General features: G+C 60.3%; 15 protein-coding genes. 1 reads left to right on the top strand and 14 read right to left on the bottom strand.

The window, feature by feature from the left end; all coding sequences use genetic code 11:
• Positions 1-247 precede the first annotated feature (247 nt).
• The 12 genes from EET67_RS16725 to EET67_RS16670 form a co-directional block, all read right to left on the bottom strand.
• Positions 248-1,207, bottom strand: coding sequence for an LLM class flavin-dependent oxidoreductase (locus tag EET67_RS16725; protein WP_128627332.1), 960 nt, complete (start codon positions 1,205-1,207; stop codon positions 248-250).
• Between the two features lie 19 nt (positions 1,208-1,226).
• A complete protein-coding gene (locus EET67_RS16720; RefSeq protein WP_128627331.1) occupies positions 1,227-1,997 on the bottom strand; it encodes a CoA-transferase subunit beta in 771 nt (256 codons plus the stop codon).
• Positions 1,990-2,910 (bottom strand): CoA transferase subunit A, encoded by a 921-nt coding sequence (locus EET67_RS16715; RefSeq protein ID WP_128627346.1) that lies wholly within the window; start codon positions 2,908-2,910, stop codon positions 1,990-1,992. The genes EET67_RS16720 and EET67_RS16715 overlap by 8 nt, the downstream gene beginning before the upstream one ends.
• Positions 2,911-3,153: 243 nt before the next feature.
• Positions 3,154-5,574, bottom strand: a complete 2,421-nt coding sequence (cofH, locus tag EET67_RS16710; RefSeq protein ID WP_128627330.1) for a 5-amino-6-(D-ribitylamino)uracil--L-tyrosine 4-hydroxyphenyl transferase CofH — start codon at positions 5,572-5,574, stop codon at positions 3,154-3,156.
• On the bottom strand, positions 5,571-6,275 hold the full coding sequence (cofC, locus tag EET67_RS16705) for a 2-phospho-L-lactate guanylyltransferase (protein ID WP_128627329.1): 705 nt from the start codon (positions 6,273-6,275) through the stop codon (positions 5,571-5,573). Before cofC ends, cofH begins: the two co-directional genes overlap by 4 nt.
• Positions 6,275-7,282, bottom strand: coding sequence for a 2-phospho-L-lactate transferase (gene cofD / locus EET67_RS16700; RefSeq protein ID WP_128627328.1), 1,008 nt, complete (start codon positions 7,280-7,282; stop codon positions 6,275-6,277). The genes cofC and cofD overlap by 1 nt, the downstream gene beginning before the upstream one ends.
• Complete coding sequence (gene cofE, locus EET67_RS16695; protein ID WP_128627327.1) at positions 7,279-8,049, bottom strand: coenzyme F420-0:L-glutamate ligase; 771 nt, start codon at positions 8,047-8,049, stop codon at positions 7,279-7,281. The genes cofD and cofE overlap by 4 nt, the downstream gene beginning before the upstream one ends.
• Before the next feature lie 5 nt (positions 8,050-8,054).
• Positions 8,055-8,720, bottom strand: coding sequence for an NADPH-dependent F420 reductase (npdG, locus tag EET67_RS16690; protein WP_128627326.1), 666 nt, complete (start codon positions 8,718-8,720; stop codon positions 8,055-8,057).
• Between the two features lie 324 nt (positions 8,721-9,044).
• Positions 9,045-9,764 (bottom strand): ABC transporter ATP-binding protein, encoded by a 720-nt coding sequence (locus EET67_RS16685; RefSeq protein WP_128627325.1) that lies wholly within the window; start codon positions 9,762-9,764, stop codon positions 9,045-9,047.
• Positions 9,757-10,551 (bottom strand): ABC transporter ATP-binding protein, encoded by a 795-nt coding sequence (locus EET67_RS16680; protein ID WP_128627324.1) that lies wholly within the window; start codon positions 10,549-10,551, stop codon positions 9,757-9,759. The genes EET67_RS16685 and EET67_RS16680 overlap by 8 nt, the downstream gene beginning before the upstream one ends.
• The gene (locus EET67_RS16675; RefSeq protein WP_128627323.1) at positions 10,548-11,588 is read right to left on the bottom strand and encodes a branched-chain amino acid ABC transporter permease; all 1,041 of its coding nucleotides are present in this window, start codon (positions 11,586-11,588) and stop codon (positions 10,548-10,550) included. The genes EET67_RS16680 and EET67_RS16675 overlap by 4 nt, the downstream gene beginning before the upstream one ends.
• On the bottom strand, positions 11,585-12,457 hold the full coding sequence (locus EET67_RS16670) for a branched-chain amino acid ABC transporter permease (protein ID WP_128627322.1): 873 nt from the start codon (positions 12,455-12,457) through the stop codon (positions 11,585-11,587). Before EET67_RS16670 ends, EET67_RS16675 begins: the two co-directional genes overlap by 4 nt.
• 642 nt (positions 12,458-13,099) lie before the next feature.
• Here EET67_RS16670 and EET67_RS16665 point away from each other — a divergent pair.
• Entirely contained in the window at positions 13,100-14,095 is a 996-nt protein-coding gene (locus tag EET67_RS16665) for a LysR substrate-binding domain-containing protein (RefSeq protein WP_128627321.1), read from the top strand.
• Between the two features lie 13 nt (positions 14,096-14,108).
• Here EET67_RS16665 and EET67_RS16660 read toward each other — a convergent pair whose 3' ends face one another.
• The gene (locus EET67_RS16660) at positions 14,109-15,233 is read right to left on the bottom strand and encodes an ABC transporter substrate-binding protein (protein ID WP_245450964.1); all 1,125 of its coding nucleotides are present in this window, start codon (positions 15,231-15,233) and stop codon (positions 14,109-14,111) included.
• 172 nt (positions 15,234-15,405) lie between these two features.
• A complete protein-coding gene (locus EET67_RS16655; protein ID WP_128627319.1) occupies positions 15,406-16,386 on the bottom strand; it encodes a PDR/VanB family oxidoreductase in 981 nt (326 codons plus the stop codon).
• Positions 16,387-16,533 lie beyond the last annotated feature (147 nt).

The following is a 16,533-nucleotide window of genomic DNA, read 5'->3' as shown; positions in this document are numbered from 1 at the left end:
TCCGTCTCCCACATGTCCACCGCAAGCCCGATCCCCGTCATGTACTCGGCCACAAAGGCCTGGATCGCCGCCTCGTCCCCCGTCACGCTCGGGATCGCAACCATCTTTTGCAGAAACTCAACCGCCTTCTCGCGGTGCCGATCAATCGTATCCAGTATCGCCTGCCGCTGCGTCGTCATGAGAAATTCCTGATCTTTTTGAATGGACGGCGGCCCCTTGCGCTCGCACGCAAGGGGCCTGTGATGAATTAGGAGCGGAGCGCCTTCAAACGGGGAATGATCTCCTTGGCGATCGTCTCGACCTGCTCCATCTCATATTTGTAGGGGACGAAGATGATCTTCTGGACGCCAGCATCAATATGCTCGCGCAACTGCTCGACGCATTCGTCGACCGAGCCCATGATCGCGCTTTCGCGCGTGCAGTCGCTGTGCTCGGGGAAGTCCCACTCCTTGTTCAGCCAATCGTTCATTTCGTCCTGAATGGCCGCCTTGGACTTGCCGACCCGGATCGGAAGCTGCGAGGCGTTCATCAGCTTGTCGGGATCCTTGCCGGCTTCCTTTGCGTAATTGCGGATCTTGTCCCAGGACTTCTTGAAGTCCTCTGCGCGGTAGAAATAGGTCAACCAGCCGTCGCCGACGGTCGCCGCCCGCTGGAGCACCCGGTCGACATAGCCGCCGATCAGGATCGGGATCTCCTTCTGGTGGGGCTTGGGATACATGACCGCCTTGGAGATGTTGTGGTTCATATATTCGCCGCTGACCATCTCTTCGGTCCACAGCCGGCGCATGATCTCCAGGTTTTCGTCCATGATCTTGCCGCGCTTCTCGAACGGAATGCCGACAGCGTCGAACTCCCGCTTGTACCAGCCAGACGCCATGCCCATCACCAGGCGGCCCTCGGAAAGCTGATCCATGCTGGAGAGCTGCTTGGCCAGGGCAACCGGATTGCGCAGCGGCAGGACGAGGATGCCCGTGCCCATCTTGATGCGCGTGGTGCGCGCGGCAATGCCGGTGAGCACCGTTAGCGAATCGATGATCGGGAAATTCGGATCGACGCCGAGCAGCATGTGATCCCATACCCAGACGGAATCATAGCCGAGTTCCTCCACCCGCACGCCGTAATCGATCAACTCGCGCGCGTTCGGCATTTCCGGGTAGGCTTTGAAGTTGCGAGCGGCAATGCCGAACGTGTTGGACAACATGGTCATCAATCTTCCTCCAAATAAATCAGGCGATAAACAGGCGCTCGGAATCGAGCTGTCGCAAAACCCGCAACTCCGTCTCGGTCGGCGGCTCGGTGATGGCGATCTCGTCATCGAAGTCGAGCCTGAAGCCGGTGTTGTCCTGAACCTCCTCGCGCGTCACGCCGGGATTCAGGGCCAGGACCTTCATGCGTCTGGTCTTCTCATCGAAACCGAAGATCGCTAGTTCGGTGATCACCCGGAACATGCCGCCCGCCGGCAGGCCGCTGTCGTGCCGGCTGGTGCCGCCGCGAATGAAGCCCGGGCTGGTGATGAAATCGACATTCTCCACGAAGCGTCGCTTCTCATGCTTCATGGCGACGATCATGTTGGTGAGACTGGAAATGTCGTTGCCGCCGCCGGTTCCGGGCAGACGGGTCTTGGGATTTGCCGGATCGCCGATGAAGGACGAGTTCAGATTGCCGAACTGGTCGATCTGCGCGCCACCCATGAAGCCGATATCGACATAGCCGCGCTGCAGCAACAACAGCACATCGGAGCTGCCAAGCACCATATTGGCGCGTCGCGTGCAGCGCTGGTCATTGGTCGAGGGCGGCAATTTGCCCGGCTCGACAAAGGCACCGACGACGCCGCCCTCGAACAGGATGGTCAGCCGCGGGCAGTTCAGGCGCTGGGCCAGCGTCGCCGCCAGCAGCGGCGTGCCGACCCCGGCGAACACCACCTGCCCGTCGCGCAACTGCCGCGCACTGAGGATCGGCAGGATTTCGGCTGCGGTGTAGTTTCGCGCTTCAGTCATTGTAGATGCTCCTTCCGCGCTGGCTCGCCTCGAGAAGTTCGTCCATGCCGATCATGGCGAGATAGTCGTTCCAGGACTTCGGCTCATGGAAGTAGCGGTCGAGATAGGTCTTCATGCCATCCACCGGATCGGCATTGACCTGCTGCACATAGGCTTCCAGATGCTTCATCATCGGCTCGTAGAGGCCGTAGCACTCATGCGGGGCCGAGCCGTAAGGCACCTCGACCACGGCATCGACACAGAAGAAGGGAATCTTCGTCTGGTCAGGCGCGCGGCGAATCTGGTCGTTTGAAACGATCCGCTCGGTGGTCAGGATCACCCGGTCGGCCGCAAGGGCCAAGTCGATGTCCATGAACTGGAGCCCGTCGATCTGCGCGTTGCCATAGGCATCACAGCGCTGGACATGGATCAGCGCGACATCCGGATTGAGCGCCGGCACCAGCAGCACACGCTCGCCAGTGAACGGGCACTCGATCTCCTTGGCCTCCGGCCGTTGCGCCAGGACATCGGAGCCGAGCATAGCGCGCATCGGCAGGAAGGGCACGCCCATGCCGCCGGCACGGAAGCGCATGCCGACGCCCATATGGCTCCACTCCTCGTAACGCTTGCCTTGCTTTTCGACATGATGGCGCATCACCTTGGAGAGGCCCCACAGGATGCCCTGGGCAAACCAGCTGGTGATGATGTGATCGGAAACGCCGGAGCCGAACAGCAAGTCGCCATCGGTCGAGACGATGCTGCGCGAACAGGACAGGTTCTTGCGGCGCTGCCGAACCAGTTCCCAGATCAGCGCCATCGGCGTACGCGACATGGTGGAACCGCCGATGCCGACCTTCATTCCGTCCTGGACGAATGAGGCTGCCTCCTCGAGCGACACGACCTTCTCGCGTAAACTCCTGTCGCGCTGGGACATGTTGTCCCTGAGCCGCTTGTAGGGCTCTACTTGAGCTTCAAGCACACACTCCTCCTTCCATTGGCGGCGGCAAACCGCTCCCTGTTGACTGAGCCGACTTCGGCATTGATTTCGTGGCGAGACGGCTCTGAAGCCCCTGTCTCACGCAGCGTTAAAGTCAACCTATCATACTAATGTTAGTAAGACTAGCCCGAGGCGAAAAGAATCCACCGTCCCGACAAAGCCCGCCGCTCCGGTTGAAATTCAGCCAGCGCAGGCTGGCCGAAGGCTCACTGGCGTATCCTGAATATGCAGTCCGCGCGTGTAGGAACGCTCACGCAGGGCTACGGGCGCGTTGCCATAGAGCGTATTGCGCTGCCGGGGCAGACGGCCGGACGAACGGATGATTTCCTCCATTCGCTGTGGTGTCATTTCCTGGCCGTAGCTCGCGCCGGCAGAGCGCGAAATGCTCTCATCCATGAGCGTGCCACCCAGATCGTTGACGCCCGCGTTCAGGCAGTGCCGGACACCGTCCGGTCCGAGCTTAACCCAGGAGGCCTGGATGTTGGTGATGTGGGGATGCAGCGCCAGCCGTGCCACAGCATGCATCAGGATCGATTCCCGGAAGGTCGGGCCCGGCCGCGACTTGCCCTTCAGATAAATGGGCGCCTCCATATGGACGAATGGCAACGGCACGAATTCGGTGAAGCCGCCCGTCTCCATCTGCAGGTCGCGGACACGAATCAAATGCCGCGCCCAATGCTCATAGCGCTCGATATGGCCGAACATGATCGTCGCTGTCGTGCGATAGCCAAGACCATGGGCCGCGCGCATGACATCGAGCCACTCGTCGGTCTTGATCTTGTCTGCGCACAAGAGCGCGCGCACCTCGTCGTCGAGAATTTCCGCTGCCGTTCCGGGGAGCGTGCTCAGGCCTGCTTCCTTCAGCCTGCCAAGGAATTCCACCACCGGAATGCCCAGCGTCTTGGCGCCTTGGGAGACTTCGAGCGGGGAGAAGGCATGGATATGCATCCCAGGCACGGCTTCCTTTACCGCATGGCACAGCTCGATATATTTGCTGCCGGTATAAGAGGGATGAATGCCGCCCTGCATGCAGACTTCCGACGCGCCGCGCTCCCAGGCCTCACGTACCCGCCGCGCCACTTCCGCCATCTCCAGATCATACGGGCGCCCACGAAGGTTTTCGCTGAGCTTGCCCTTGGAGAAGGCACAGAACTGACATTTGAAATAGCAGATATTGGTGTAGTTGATATTGCGCGTGACGACGTAGCTGACGACATCGCCATTGACCTTGCGGCGCAAATGGTCGGCCGCCCGGCAGACTGCGGCAAATTCTTCGCCGCGCGCGCGAAACAGCCGGACGATCTCCGCTTCGGCAAGCGGCCTTGCGTCTGCCGCCTTGTCGAGGATCGACTGCAACTCCGTGCTCGCCAGCGCCACCGCGGGCGCCTTCAGCAAGGCAACATCGGCAGCCGGCAAATCATCCAGGCGTCCGGGGCACCAGCCATCCGCACGCGGCCAGCCATCGGCATCGATGAAGTTATAGAGCGTCGTGCGCAGCTTCGCGTCGACCCAGCGCAGTGCATGACGGGCATAGGCGGGATAGATCGCCAGCCGCTCGGTGAGTTCCTTGCCGGCGGCCTTGGTCGCGGCTTCAAGTTCCTTGAGATGCGGCCAGGGCGCTTCGGGATTGACATGGTCCGGCGTAACCGGCGAGACCCCGCCCCAATCGTTGATACCGGCGGCGACCAGCCGATTGAACACTCCCGGGGTCAGATTGGGCGGCGCCTGGATGTTCATTTCGGGTTCGAACAGCAGCCGGGCTACCGCGATGGTCCACAGATGGTCCTCAAGTGAGGGAGCCTCGGCATTGGCCATAAGCGTGCCGGGCTTCGGCCTGAAATTCTGGACGATGATTTCCTGGATATGACCATGGGCATCGTTGAGATCGCGCAGGGCCAGCAGCGAATCGATCCGCTCGGCGCGTGTTTCGCCAATGCCGATCAGGATGCCCGAAGTGAACGGCACAGCCTGTTCGCCCGCGCGTCTGATCGTATCGAGACGCGCCGCCGGCAGCTTGTCGGGCGAGCCGTAATGGGCGCCTCCCTTGGCACAAAGCCGCTCGGAAGTGCTCTCCAGCATGATACCTTGCGAAACGGACACCCGACGAAGCGCCGTCAGATCCTCGTCGGTCAGCAGACCTGGATTGACATGCGGCAGGAGACCGGTTTCGCGCAGCACCATTTCTGCCATTTCGGCCAGATAGGAAAGCGTTGTTTCATGGCCGAGCTCGCGCAATTCCTCACGCGCCTGCCGGTAGCGAAGCTCCGGCTTGTCGCCGAGCGTAAACAGCGCCTCCTTGCATCCGGCGCGCTTGCCCTGCTCGGCGATGGCCAGCACCTGCTCGCGGGTCAGGAAGGCTCTTTCGCCTTTGCGAGGCGGGTGCGCGAAGGTGCAGTAGTGACAAACGTCGCGGCAAAGCTGCGTCAACGGAATGAAAACCTTGCGCGAGTAGGATATCGCCCCGCCATGAGCTGCGTCACGGCGCGCCGAGGCAACCGCCAGCAGCGGAGACAGATCGGAGATATCGACCAGCGAAAGCGCTTCTTCCCGGGTGAGGCGACGATCCAGCGCAAAATTCGTGAGAAGCGGGGAGACGCTCATGGCAGCAATACCTCCTTGAATGAACCGGCCGGAACCGGGAAACCGATACCGACGAAGCGCCCGATGCAGGCGCGCGTCCGGTTGGCCGGACCCTCGCCGTCGTAAAAGGCAAGATCGGCGGTGACATCGATATCGTGGCCGGCACCGTCGAGCAGAAGCGTCCTTGGTTCGATCCCAAGGGCGCGCGCACCGGACACATGCCGCGCGAAACTGTCGGGCCCGAACGAGGGTGTCAGAAGCGATGGCGGCTTCATCGCCAGGATGTTGGTGCCGCCATCGCGGCGTGCCGGAGCAATCACGATCTGGCTGGAACACATCGCCCTCAGAACGGAATCCAGTTCGGCGCCGGTGACGAAAGGAACATCACCCGGAACGACGATCGCACCGGCTTCATGCTCGGCATCGAGCCAGCGCATGCCATGTCGGACGGCCGCATTGAGACCGCCTTCGACCGGATCGGAAACGACTGTGGCACCAAAGCCTGCCGCAATCGAAGCTGCTTCCTTATCGCTGGTGACCACCAGGATACCGGCGAGCCCGTCAACACGGGATAGCGTACCCAGCACGTCGCACAGCATTGCCCTTGCAAGGGTCTTACGCTCGCTCGCATCAAGAACGGTTGCGAGTCGCGACTTCGCGCGATCGAGCTGCTTGATCGGAACCAGCGCCCAGACACCACCTTGCATGCAGGAGCCCGCCATCACCCAACCGCCTTCGCCCTTGGTTGCAGATCGGCGGCGATCATGTCGACGAAACCCAATACCTCGCGCGCCAACCTTTCGCGATCTTCGTCGCTCTTCATCAAGGTCGGCGTTACATGGATCCGGCCGCCAATCTCGGCACCCTCGGCAGCGTCTACCTCATCAATGACGAGGCCATGCAGCAAGCCGCCATAGTGTTGCGCGATTGCCCGCGATGTCGCCGGCACGCCAAGTTCGTCCATGATTTTCACGGTCGGGCCCTTGACCGCTACTCCTCCGATGATCGGCGACACCGCGACAACTGGTACTTGCGCCGCATCGAGCAGTTTACGGATGCCGGGAACAGCCAGGATCGGATCGATGCTGAGGAATGGATTAGAGGGACAGATGATGATCCCGCGCAGATCCGGCGCCTGCAGCGCAGCCAACACCTCAGTCGATGGCAGGGCGGCAGCTGCACCGTCGAAAACGATGCCATTGACCTCCGGGGCGCAGCGCTGTTCGACGAAGTAGCGCTGGAAGGGCAGCATTCCCGCCGATGTCGCCACCATGGTGCGAACCGGGTCGTCAGACATTGGCAGTATCTTCGATGCAATCCCGTGCCGTTCGGCTGCCGTCCTCATGAAATCCGTGAGCGAACGGCCGGAGCGTAGCTGGTGGGTGCGCTCGACATGCAGCGCCAGGTCACGATCACCGAGCTGGAACCAGGCCTCACCACCGAGATGGCGCAACGCCTCCATGAAGTTCCAGCTTTCGTCCGCGCGCCCCCAACCCAGCTCCTTGTTGGCAATCCCGCCCAGCGTATAGAGAACCGTGTCGAGATCGGGCGAAATCAGCAATCCCAGATGCTCGAAATCGTCACCGGTATTGACCACGACAGTCAGGTCCGAACCGATCACCCGCGACAGGCCGAAGGCAAGCTTCGCGCCGCCGACGCCGCCGCAAAGCGCAACAACGCGACCCTTGCCGGATTGCAGGTCGATTCCGTCTTTCGCTGAAGCTTTCATCGGAACATGTCCCTCTCGCGGTTTCGGATCAGAGACGACGCATCGCGGCTGGGCGCTGTGGAACGGAAGCCGCGCACCAGTACGGCAGGAAGCCCCTCGTCAGCCTGCCCCATCAATAGCGAGGCCGCCGATGCAAGCTCGTCGGCAACGGCGATTTCGGTCACCCGCAGGGTTCGGCCGAACAGATCCTTGCTGCCCACGCGGTCGACAAGCGAGGGCACGCCCGCCGCACCCAAGGCGACGCCAACGACACCATTGCGCCAGGGGCGGCCGAAACTGTCATTGATGACGACGCCAATCGATGCGCCGAATATTTCTCCCAGTCGCTGCTTCAGCTTCGCCGCCGACCCGTCCGGATCGCGCGGCAGTAGCAGGACGCGGTTGCCGCTTTCGCCATGGCTGATATTGGATTCGTCGATGCCCGCATTGGCCATGACGAAGCCGAGCTTATGGGCAGCAACAATGACATGCTGCCCGACCTTGACGATCTCGCCGGATTCGGAGAGCACGACCTCGACATGGCGCGGATCCTTGCCGAGCTTTTCGGCCAGCTCCTGCGCCTGTCGCGAAGGCTTCACCTCATCGAGGTCGATATAGAGCCCCTCGGCCTTGGAGACGATCTTCTGGGCAATGACCAGGATATCCCCCTCCACCAGTCCCAAACCGTTCTCGCGCAGGACACCTGCCAGCAGGCTGGCGAGATCGTCGCCCGGCTCTATGAGTGGAATGCCGGGCAGCGCGAAAAAGGAAACGGGGGCGAGGGACATAATGGTCAGGCCTGGGCTGCGCCTTCGAGGCCGGTGATGCTGATGCCAGCACCCGGCACCTTGTAATGGCGATTGATCCAGATCAGCACGGAGGTCAACGCCTCGGCCGCCGCAGAATTCGCCAGAACGCCTCCGCCGACGCCACGATTGGCAACAGCACCGGCGATCTCGATCACCGCGGCGCGCGCCTCCTTGTCATCGCTGAAGACAAGCACGTCGCAATCGACGCGCCCGCCGGCATGAAGCTTGGCCGCACCGACATTGTGGAAGGCCGAAACCACCTTGACGCCATCGCCAAGCAGGCGCTGCGCGATCTGGGCGGCTGAACCTTCGCCGGGAAGCTGGACCGTCGAAACCTTGGGCGGCACGAGAGGCACGGCCGCATCAACGACGATCTTGCCCTGCACCGCCGGCTTGATCTCTTCGATGGTCGCATCGTGGCTGGCAAAAGGCACGGCAAGCACGACGATGTCGGCTGCGCTGGCAGCCCCGACATTGTCTTCGCCGATCACGCCGGCGCCGAGTTCCGGGGCAAGCGCCGCAGCCTTTTCGCGGGAGCGGGAGCCGATCACGACCTTGTAGCCGGCCGCGGCCCAGCCCTTGGCAAGGCCCGAGCCCAGATCACCAGTTCCTCCGATGATGCCGATGACCGGCTTCGACGTATCAGACATGTCTATCAAACCTCGAGACTGTTGTTGTGGCAGTCAGCCGCGAGGCGTCGTGACGTATACGCCGCTCCCGACTGCGCGAGTGCTTGATCAAGGACTCGCCATACAAAATACTTACTATCAATAGTAAGATAATACAAGTCGGATTCGAGAAGTTTGCGGGAATTCCATGATGGGATGCCTTCCGGCTGGCATCCTTTGCGTCTCATCACGCAGCACGGCGACGCAGCCGGGAGCTATTCCGGCTGCAGGCGGCCTAAGGCGGCCCAGATCGCAGACCCGTTGGGGCCGAGTTGGTGCGAGCGGCTGCGCACTCGCATCGCCGGATCAGGCATGGGCAAGTCCGGCGCCGAGATAGGCTTCGCGGACATGCGGATCGTTGATCAGCTTTTCACCGGGACCCTCGAGCACCATCGAACCCGCCTCCAGGAGATAGGCATAGTTGCACATGTCGAGCGCCGCATAGGCGTTCTGTTCGACCATCAGCACCGTAGTACCGGACTCGCGAATACTCTGGATGATCGCGAAGGTCTGCTCGACGATATTCGGCGCCAGGCCAAGCGAGGGTTCATCAAACATGATCAGCTTCGGTCGCGACATCATTGCGCGCCCGATCGCCAGCATCTGCTGCTCGCCACCCGACAAGGTACCGGCAACCTGCTTGCGGCGTTCGGCAAGCCTGGGGAAAAGGCTGAAGATACGATCGAGGTCGGAGCTGATCTCCTTGCCGTCGGAACGCAGATAGCAGCCCATTTCGAGGTTTTCGAGTACGGTCATGTGCGGAAATACCCGCCGCCCTTCCGGACAATGGGCAATGCCGAGGGACAGGATACGACTGGCCGACATGCCGGTGATTTCCTGACCGCAAAAGAAAATGCCGCCACTTGCAGCCGGCACCAGGCCGGAGATGGCGCGCAGCGTCGTGCTTTTGCCTGCACCATTGGCGCCAACCAGCACGACAAGCTGCTTTTCGGGCACGGTCAACGAGATCCCCTTAAGCGCAGTGACTTTGCCGTAGCGGCAAACCAGGTTCCTGATCTCAAGCATGCTTAACTCCCTGACCCAGATAGGCCTGGATGACTTCGGGGTCGTTCTGGATTTCCGACGGCGTGCCATTGGCGATGATACGGCCGTAGTTGAGAACGACGATGCGATCCGACACCCCCATCACCATCGGCATGTCGTGCTCGACCAGCAGGATGGTCTTGCCCTTGGCGCGCAGCTTGTTGAGCAAGCTGACGAAGCGCGCTGTCTCGGAGGCATTCATGCCCGAAACCGGCTCATCGAGCAGCAGCGCCGAGGGATCCGCTGCAAGTGCCAGCGCCACACCCAGCAGGCGCTGGTCGCCATAGGGAAGGCTGCCGCCGAGTTCGTCGGCCTGGTGGTCGATACCGACCAGCTTCAGGATCTCCCAGGCCTGTTCGCGCAACGCCGCTTCGGCATTGCGCTCCTTCGGCAAGGACATAAGCGTGCCGAACAGGCTGGCGGCCGTGCGGCGATGCAGACCGATCAGCACATTCTCGAAGACGGTGATCTTGTCGAACACGCTGGTACGCTGGAATGTCCGCACCAGTCCAAGCGACGTTACTTCATGCGGCTTGAGCCCGTTGAGCGAAGTACCACGGAACGTCACCCTGCCCTTCGTCGGCTTGAGAAAACCGGTGATGACGTTGAAGGCCGTGGTCTTGCCGGCGCCATTGGGGCCGATCAGGCTGACCAGTTCACCTTCCCCGACATGGAAATTCATGTCGGAGATGGCGATGAGGCCTCCGAAATGGACCGCAACATGCTCAATGGCAAGAATTGGCTGACGAGAAGTTGTCTCAGCGTTCATGATTGGGGCGCCTTGCTGGTCTCGAGGGTCAGGGGGCGTTGATCGTCGGCGTTACCGGAGCTACGGCCGAACCAGCGCTCGATGGCCGGAACGATGCCGTCCGGCAGGACGAAGACGATAAGGATCATCAGCAGGCCATAGAGGATCCACTGCAGCTCGGGACCGACATAGGAGCGCAGCACCACCGGTGCCAGGCCGAAGATCAGGCCACCAACGAGCGGACCGGCCAGAGTCCCCTTGCCGCCCGTAATGACCATGATGACCATGGTGACGGTATTCAGGAACATGAAGACCATCGGATCGATGATCTGGATGTAATGGGCATAAAGGCCGCCCGCCGTACCAGCCATCGCACCGGCGAAGATCGCCGCCAGAACCAGGTATTTGGTGACGCTGATGCCGACCGACATGGCAAGGGTTTCATTTTCCCGCAGCGCGATCATCGCGCGTCCGAAGGGTGAGTAGACCAGACGCTTGATGATCACATAGGCGATGATGATGGCGACGAGCACGACATAGTAGTTCTGCGCCTTGCCCCAGAGCGTGGCATAGCCGGTCCACTCGAAGCCGATCGTCAGCGGCGGGATACCGGGCAGCGCCAGCGGCCCGTTGGTGAGCTCGACCCAATTCAGCGCGACCAAGCGCACGACTTCGGCAAAGCTGATCGAAACAATAACGAAATACGCCCCGCGGACCCGAAAGGCGAGCTTGCCGATCAGGTAGCCGCAGATGCCAGCAACCAGCGTCCCTAGAATGACGCCGACCACCGGTGGCCAGGGTTCATGCGTGATCTGGAAACCGAAGATCGACACGCTGAAGCCAAGCGATGTCAGCGCGCTGACATAGGCACCGATACCGAAGAAGGCGACGTGCCCCAGGCTGAGTTGTCCGGTATAGCCCAGCAGCAGGTTGAGGCTCATGGCCGCGAGCATGAAGATGCCGGAAACCACCAGGGTATGCAGGAAATACTGGTCTTGCAGCCACAGCGGGACTGAGGCGAAGAATGCGACGGCAATATAGGGAAGAAAGCGTTTCATCCGATGCGCTCCGAGCGTGCGAAAAGCCCCGTAGGCTTGAAAAGCAAGACGATGATGATGATCAGGAAGCCCATCGCGTCACGGTAACCTGACGAGATGTAGCCAGCGCCGATTTCCTCGGAGAATGCCAGGATAAAGCCGCCGATTGCCGCGCCGGTGATGTTGCCGAGACCGCCAAGGATGACGATGGCGAACGCCTTGAGCGAAGCCAGATCACCCATGGTGGGAGCGATGACGAAAACCGGCCCGAGCAACGCACCCGCCGCAGCAGCCAGGGCCGAGCCGAGAGCGAAGGTCATGGTGTAAATGGCACTGATATTGACACCCATCAGAGCAGCGGTGCCGCTATCCTGGAACGTTGCACGCATGGCCTTGCCAAGCTTGGTCCGGTTGATCACCAGGTAGGTTCCGGCAATCAGCATCAGCGCGATCAGAAGAACCATGGCGCGCAGGTAAGAAATGGAGATCGGGCCGATTACCAGAGGCTCGGTCGGGAGAGGCGACGGCACGGATTTGGCGATGCCACCCCAGGTCAGCTGCTCGGCATTCTGGAGCACGATCCAGGCGCCGATCATCAAAATCATGGTGGTATCGATATCGGCGCCGCGCTTGGTTCTCAAAAGCGTGAACTCGATGGCCGCCCCCAGAACCATGCCCGCAACGATCGCAAAGGCTATGGAGAGGAAGAAATCCATGCCGAGGATGACGGCAAAGAAATACATCATATAGGCGCCAAAGGCGTAGAGCTCGCCATGCGTGAAATTGACGATCTTCATGATACCGAAGATCAGCGTGAGCCCAATTCCAAGCAATGCATAGGTTCCGCCCATAATAAGCGTGTTGACGAGGTGTTGAAGTAACTGATCCAAGACTGCTCCTCACCTATTCCTTTGAAGAACACGCCGTTTGCGCGTAAATAGACATGGTTGCGCCGCCATCTCGAGGGGCTGCAACACCATCCCTCCGCGTTACCGCGGGGATTTCCTGTGATGTGAAACATTTCGGACGCGCGGCCCGCTAGGCCACACAACCGAGCGCACGCTCACTGCGCGCCACCGCCATCGTGGCCGTTGATAAAGTCAACCATTCGCTTGCTCCTCCAGCTTACCCGATGGCAATAATGACCCACGCCGTCCACGAAGCACGCTCCTACCCACTTCATGGCGATGGTGTCTTGGTCCTCTGCCTGGATCCGGGGATCAATCAAAGGCCAATACACGTTATGGTCATATTATCATTAGAACCATAATAAGATATGAGCGGCAAGAACGCAACCCTTTTTCGTGATGATTGGCATTGGAGCAGAGCCATCGGTGGTCTGGCGCACTGCCGAACTCAGACAGACAACTGGCTGTTGGCCGAAAAATGTCGGAACCGACTCAGAAAACCTACGGTCGGGACCTGTGCCTCGGTTAAGAGATGAAGTCCGGCCCAGCCGGATCTTATAGGTCGAAAGTGCTGCCCCGGATCGGCCCTGAACGGGGTGCTCTCGCGTCCAAGTTCCTTCACTTTTGTTTCCGCAGCGGATACGATCCTCACGTGCACCGGGCCGAAACTGCACAGCAAAAGCAAACCGAGAGGTTAGGATGGTTGAGCTGCCGCCCCTTCGCGCGCTGCAGGTTTTCGCAGTCGTCGGGCGCTTCGGAAGCATGACCAAGGCCGCCCAGGAACTCAAAGTCTCACCTGGCGCCATAAGTCAGCAGATCAAGATTCTCGAGGAAGCCCTAGGGCTTCACCTCATAACCCGCAAGGGAAACGGCCTTGCCTTGACCGAAGTTGGGATCGCCTATCATCAGGTGGTGGCAAAAATCTTCGCCGATTTTCACAAGGCAAGCGACGACATCCTCAAAACCCACCGCTCGGGCGCGCTGATCATCAGTTCGCTGCCATTATTTGCCAGCCGCTGGCTTTCAGCCAACATGTTCACCTGGCAGAAGGGCCATCCCAATGTCTGCTTCCATCTGGAAGGCACGGCGGTCGAGCCGGTCATCGAGGAAAAACCCTTCGATTTCCGCATCACCTACGCTGACAAGGCGCATTTATACGACAGCTTCATGCCGCTTTTTACGGATGGGCTGTTCCCCGTGTGCAGCCCGCAGCTTGCCGCGTCCCAACCCCTTGAGGAGCCGTCGGACCTGCTTAAACATCGATTGCTCACCATCGACTGGCGACCCTACCTTTCGCCTGCGCCGACCTGGCAGGACTGGTTCCATCTGGCCGGCCTGGATGGCTGCGAGATTCATGATTTCTTCATGCTTTCATTGTCGAGCTTGGCAATCGAGGCCGCCATCGAGGGACGCGGCATTGCGCTTGCCCAGAAAGCCATGGTGACCGAGGAATTGAGGACCGGCCGACTGATTGCTCCTTTCGAGCCCGTCCTCAAACTGCCTCTTCCTTATGTTCTGGCCTGGAATAAGCCGGTGTTCGACAAAACCGGCGCCAGTGAATTCCATCGCTGGATCGTGGGGCTGGCACGAAAGCAGGAGAAGAACGCACTGGCGTCATAGGGCGGTCGAACGACTATCTCAGAACGTGGACCTTGCCGTTCTCGATCTTGCCGAAATAGATGTTGGGCGTGCTTTGTGCGCTTTCGGCGCCAGCCTGCCCAACCTTGGCGAAAGACACTGCGCCGTTAAGCACATCGACCTTCGTGTCCCAGAGCGCTTTCTGGATGGCCGCTGGATCGACCGCGCCAGCTTTCTCTATCGCCGCGGCTATGACTTGCATGCCGTCATAGCCGCGGAAGCTTTCGGTCAGGCCGGCAAAGTCATAGCCCTTGGCCTTCCATGCATCGATAAAAGCCTTGGTCTTGTCGGGCGATGCGGTGCTGTCCGGCTCCCATGGCGCGAAAAAGACCAGATGCGTGGTGTTTTCTGCAGCGCTCCCGGCTTGCTCAATCAACTGATCCGGATTCTGGGAACCGCCGGTGGTGATGATCTGCTTGTCGATGCCGAGCGCCTGCGCCTGTTTCAGGACCAGTGTCAATTGCTCGACGGCGGTCGTGACAATGATCGTATCGGAATCAGACCCTTTGAGCTTTGAAAGCTGAGAACTGACATCCTGGGTCGCCTGGTCCATCATCTCGACATAGCCGACCTGGATCGACTTGTTCTCGAGCATCTTGGTGAATTCGGTGACCGTGCTGCGCCCCCAGTCATTGTTGATCACCAGGAAATCGACCTTCTTGATATTGAAGAGCCCAAGCTTTTCCTCAAAACCCTTGGCTTCGATATGTTGCGTAGCCGCAATCCGGAAGACATACGGGTTGCCGCTCTCGGTGATCTTGTTGGCACCGGAGGTCTCCACGACCATCGGTACCTGATACTGCATGAGCTTCGGCATCGTCGCGAGCGTCAGGCTCGAGCCCCAGGCACCCAGCAGGACCGGCACCTGATCGCGAACAATCAGCTTTTCTGTGACGGCTGCCGCTTCGGTCGGATTGCTCTTGTTGTCCTCGATGATGAGATTGAGCTTGCGGCCGAGCACGCCACCCTTGGCGTTTATCTCCTCAACCGCTATCTTGGCGCCATTGGTGACATAATCACCCGAGGCAGCAAACGCACCGGTCAAAGGCATGTTGACGCCGATATTGATATCGTCGGCGTGAGACTGCGCCGCGGCACCGAATATCAGCGCGCACGACATCACTGCGGATCTGAGTATTGAACTACGCTTCCTCATCTATTCTACCTCCCAGTTTGAATAATCGGAAATGGCGGATTCCTGCGGTTATCCGGCCTTTTTGAGGCCCGGAATTTTTTCATCCTTTCGATAAATCCCGTTTTCTCTTGAGGTCTGACGAAGGTCCTCGACCGGCCTAGAGATCAAGAATCAGGGTCTTTGTCTTCGATCTCGACACGCATGGCAGGATCACTGTGCCGGATTCGCGCTGCTCGTCGTCCAGAAGATCATCATTGTGTTCGGGAACTCCATCGAGCACCTTGACCAGGCAGGTGCCGCAGATGCCCGCCCTGCAAGAGTTGGAAATCTTGCAGCCGGCCTCCTCGAGAACCTTGAGCAGGCTCTTCCCGGCGGGAACGCTGAGTGTACGCCCAGAACTGGCCAGCTCGACCTCGAATTCGCCGTCTTCGCCAACCTCCTGGCGAGCACGTGGCGCAAAGCGCTCCTGATGCAGCGAACCGGAAGGCCACCCGGCGCACAGCGCCTCCACCGCATCGATCAAAGGGCTGGGACCGCAGCAATAGACGACCTGGCCAGGCTTGTGGGCGGCAAGAAAGCGCTTGAGATCGAGAAGGCCATACTTGTCCTGGGGCACGAGATGGACATCGCCGCCTGACAGTTCCTGAATTTCCTTGACGAAAGCCATGGAATTCTCGGTTCGGCCGCCATAGAGCAGGGTCCAGCGTCCTCCCTTGGCGGCGACTTCGCGGATCATCGGCAGGATCGGCGTTATGCCGATGCCGCCTGCGATAAACAGATGATGCTCGGCCTCCACCAGACGAAAATTATTGCGCGGCCCGACCACCTGCACGATGTCTCCGGCGTGGAGTCTGGTGTGCACGAATTGCGAGCCGCCCCGGCTATCGGGCGCCAGGAGAACGCCGATCCGCCAGCGGTCGCGCTCGGCAGGGTCGCCACACAGCGAATATTGCCGCGTCATGTCAGGCGAAAGGATCAGATCGATATGTGCGCCAGGCTCCCATGCCGGCAAAGCACCGCCAAAGCCATCGGTCAGCACCAGCGACAGCACGCCTTCGGCCTCGACTTCGACGGCCTCGACTTTGAGCGATAGCTGGTCGCTGAAACTCTGGAAAATATTGTCCGGGCGAGGATTCATGAGGCCACCTTCCAAATTCTGGAGTTGACGACTGCCCGGTTCGCGCACTCGTCCTGTTCAGATGAGGTTACTGAATAGGGGAATGCGCCAACTCTGGGTTGCCGGCGCGCCTGCTAGGGAAGGCGCGCCAGGAACCGGGCCAGTCAA

Origin of the sequence: Borborobacter arsenicus (genome assembly GCF_003934165.1) — a bacterium.
Taxonomy (GTDB): domain Bacteria; phylum Pseudomonadota; class Alphaproteobacteria; order Rhizobiales; family Rhizobiaceae; genus Pseudaminobacter; species Pseudaminobacter arsenicus.
The sequence above is the reverse complement of the archived record's forward strand: the minus strand, read 5'-3'. Positions and strand labels throughout refer to the sequence as shown.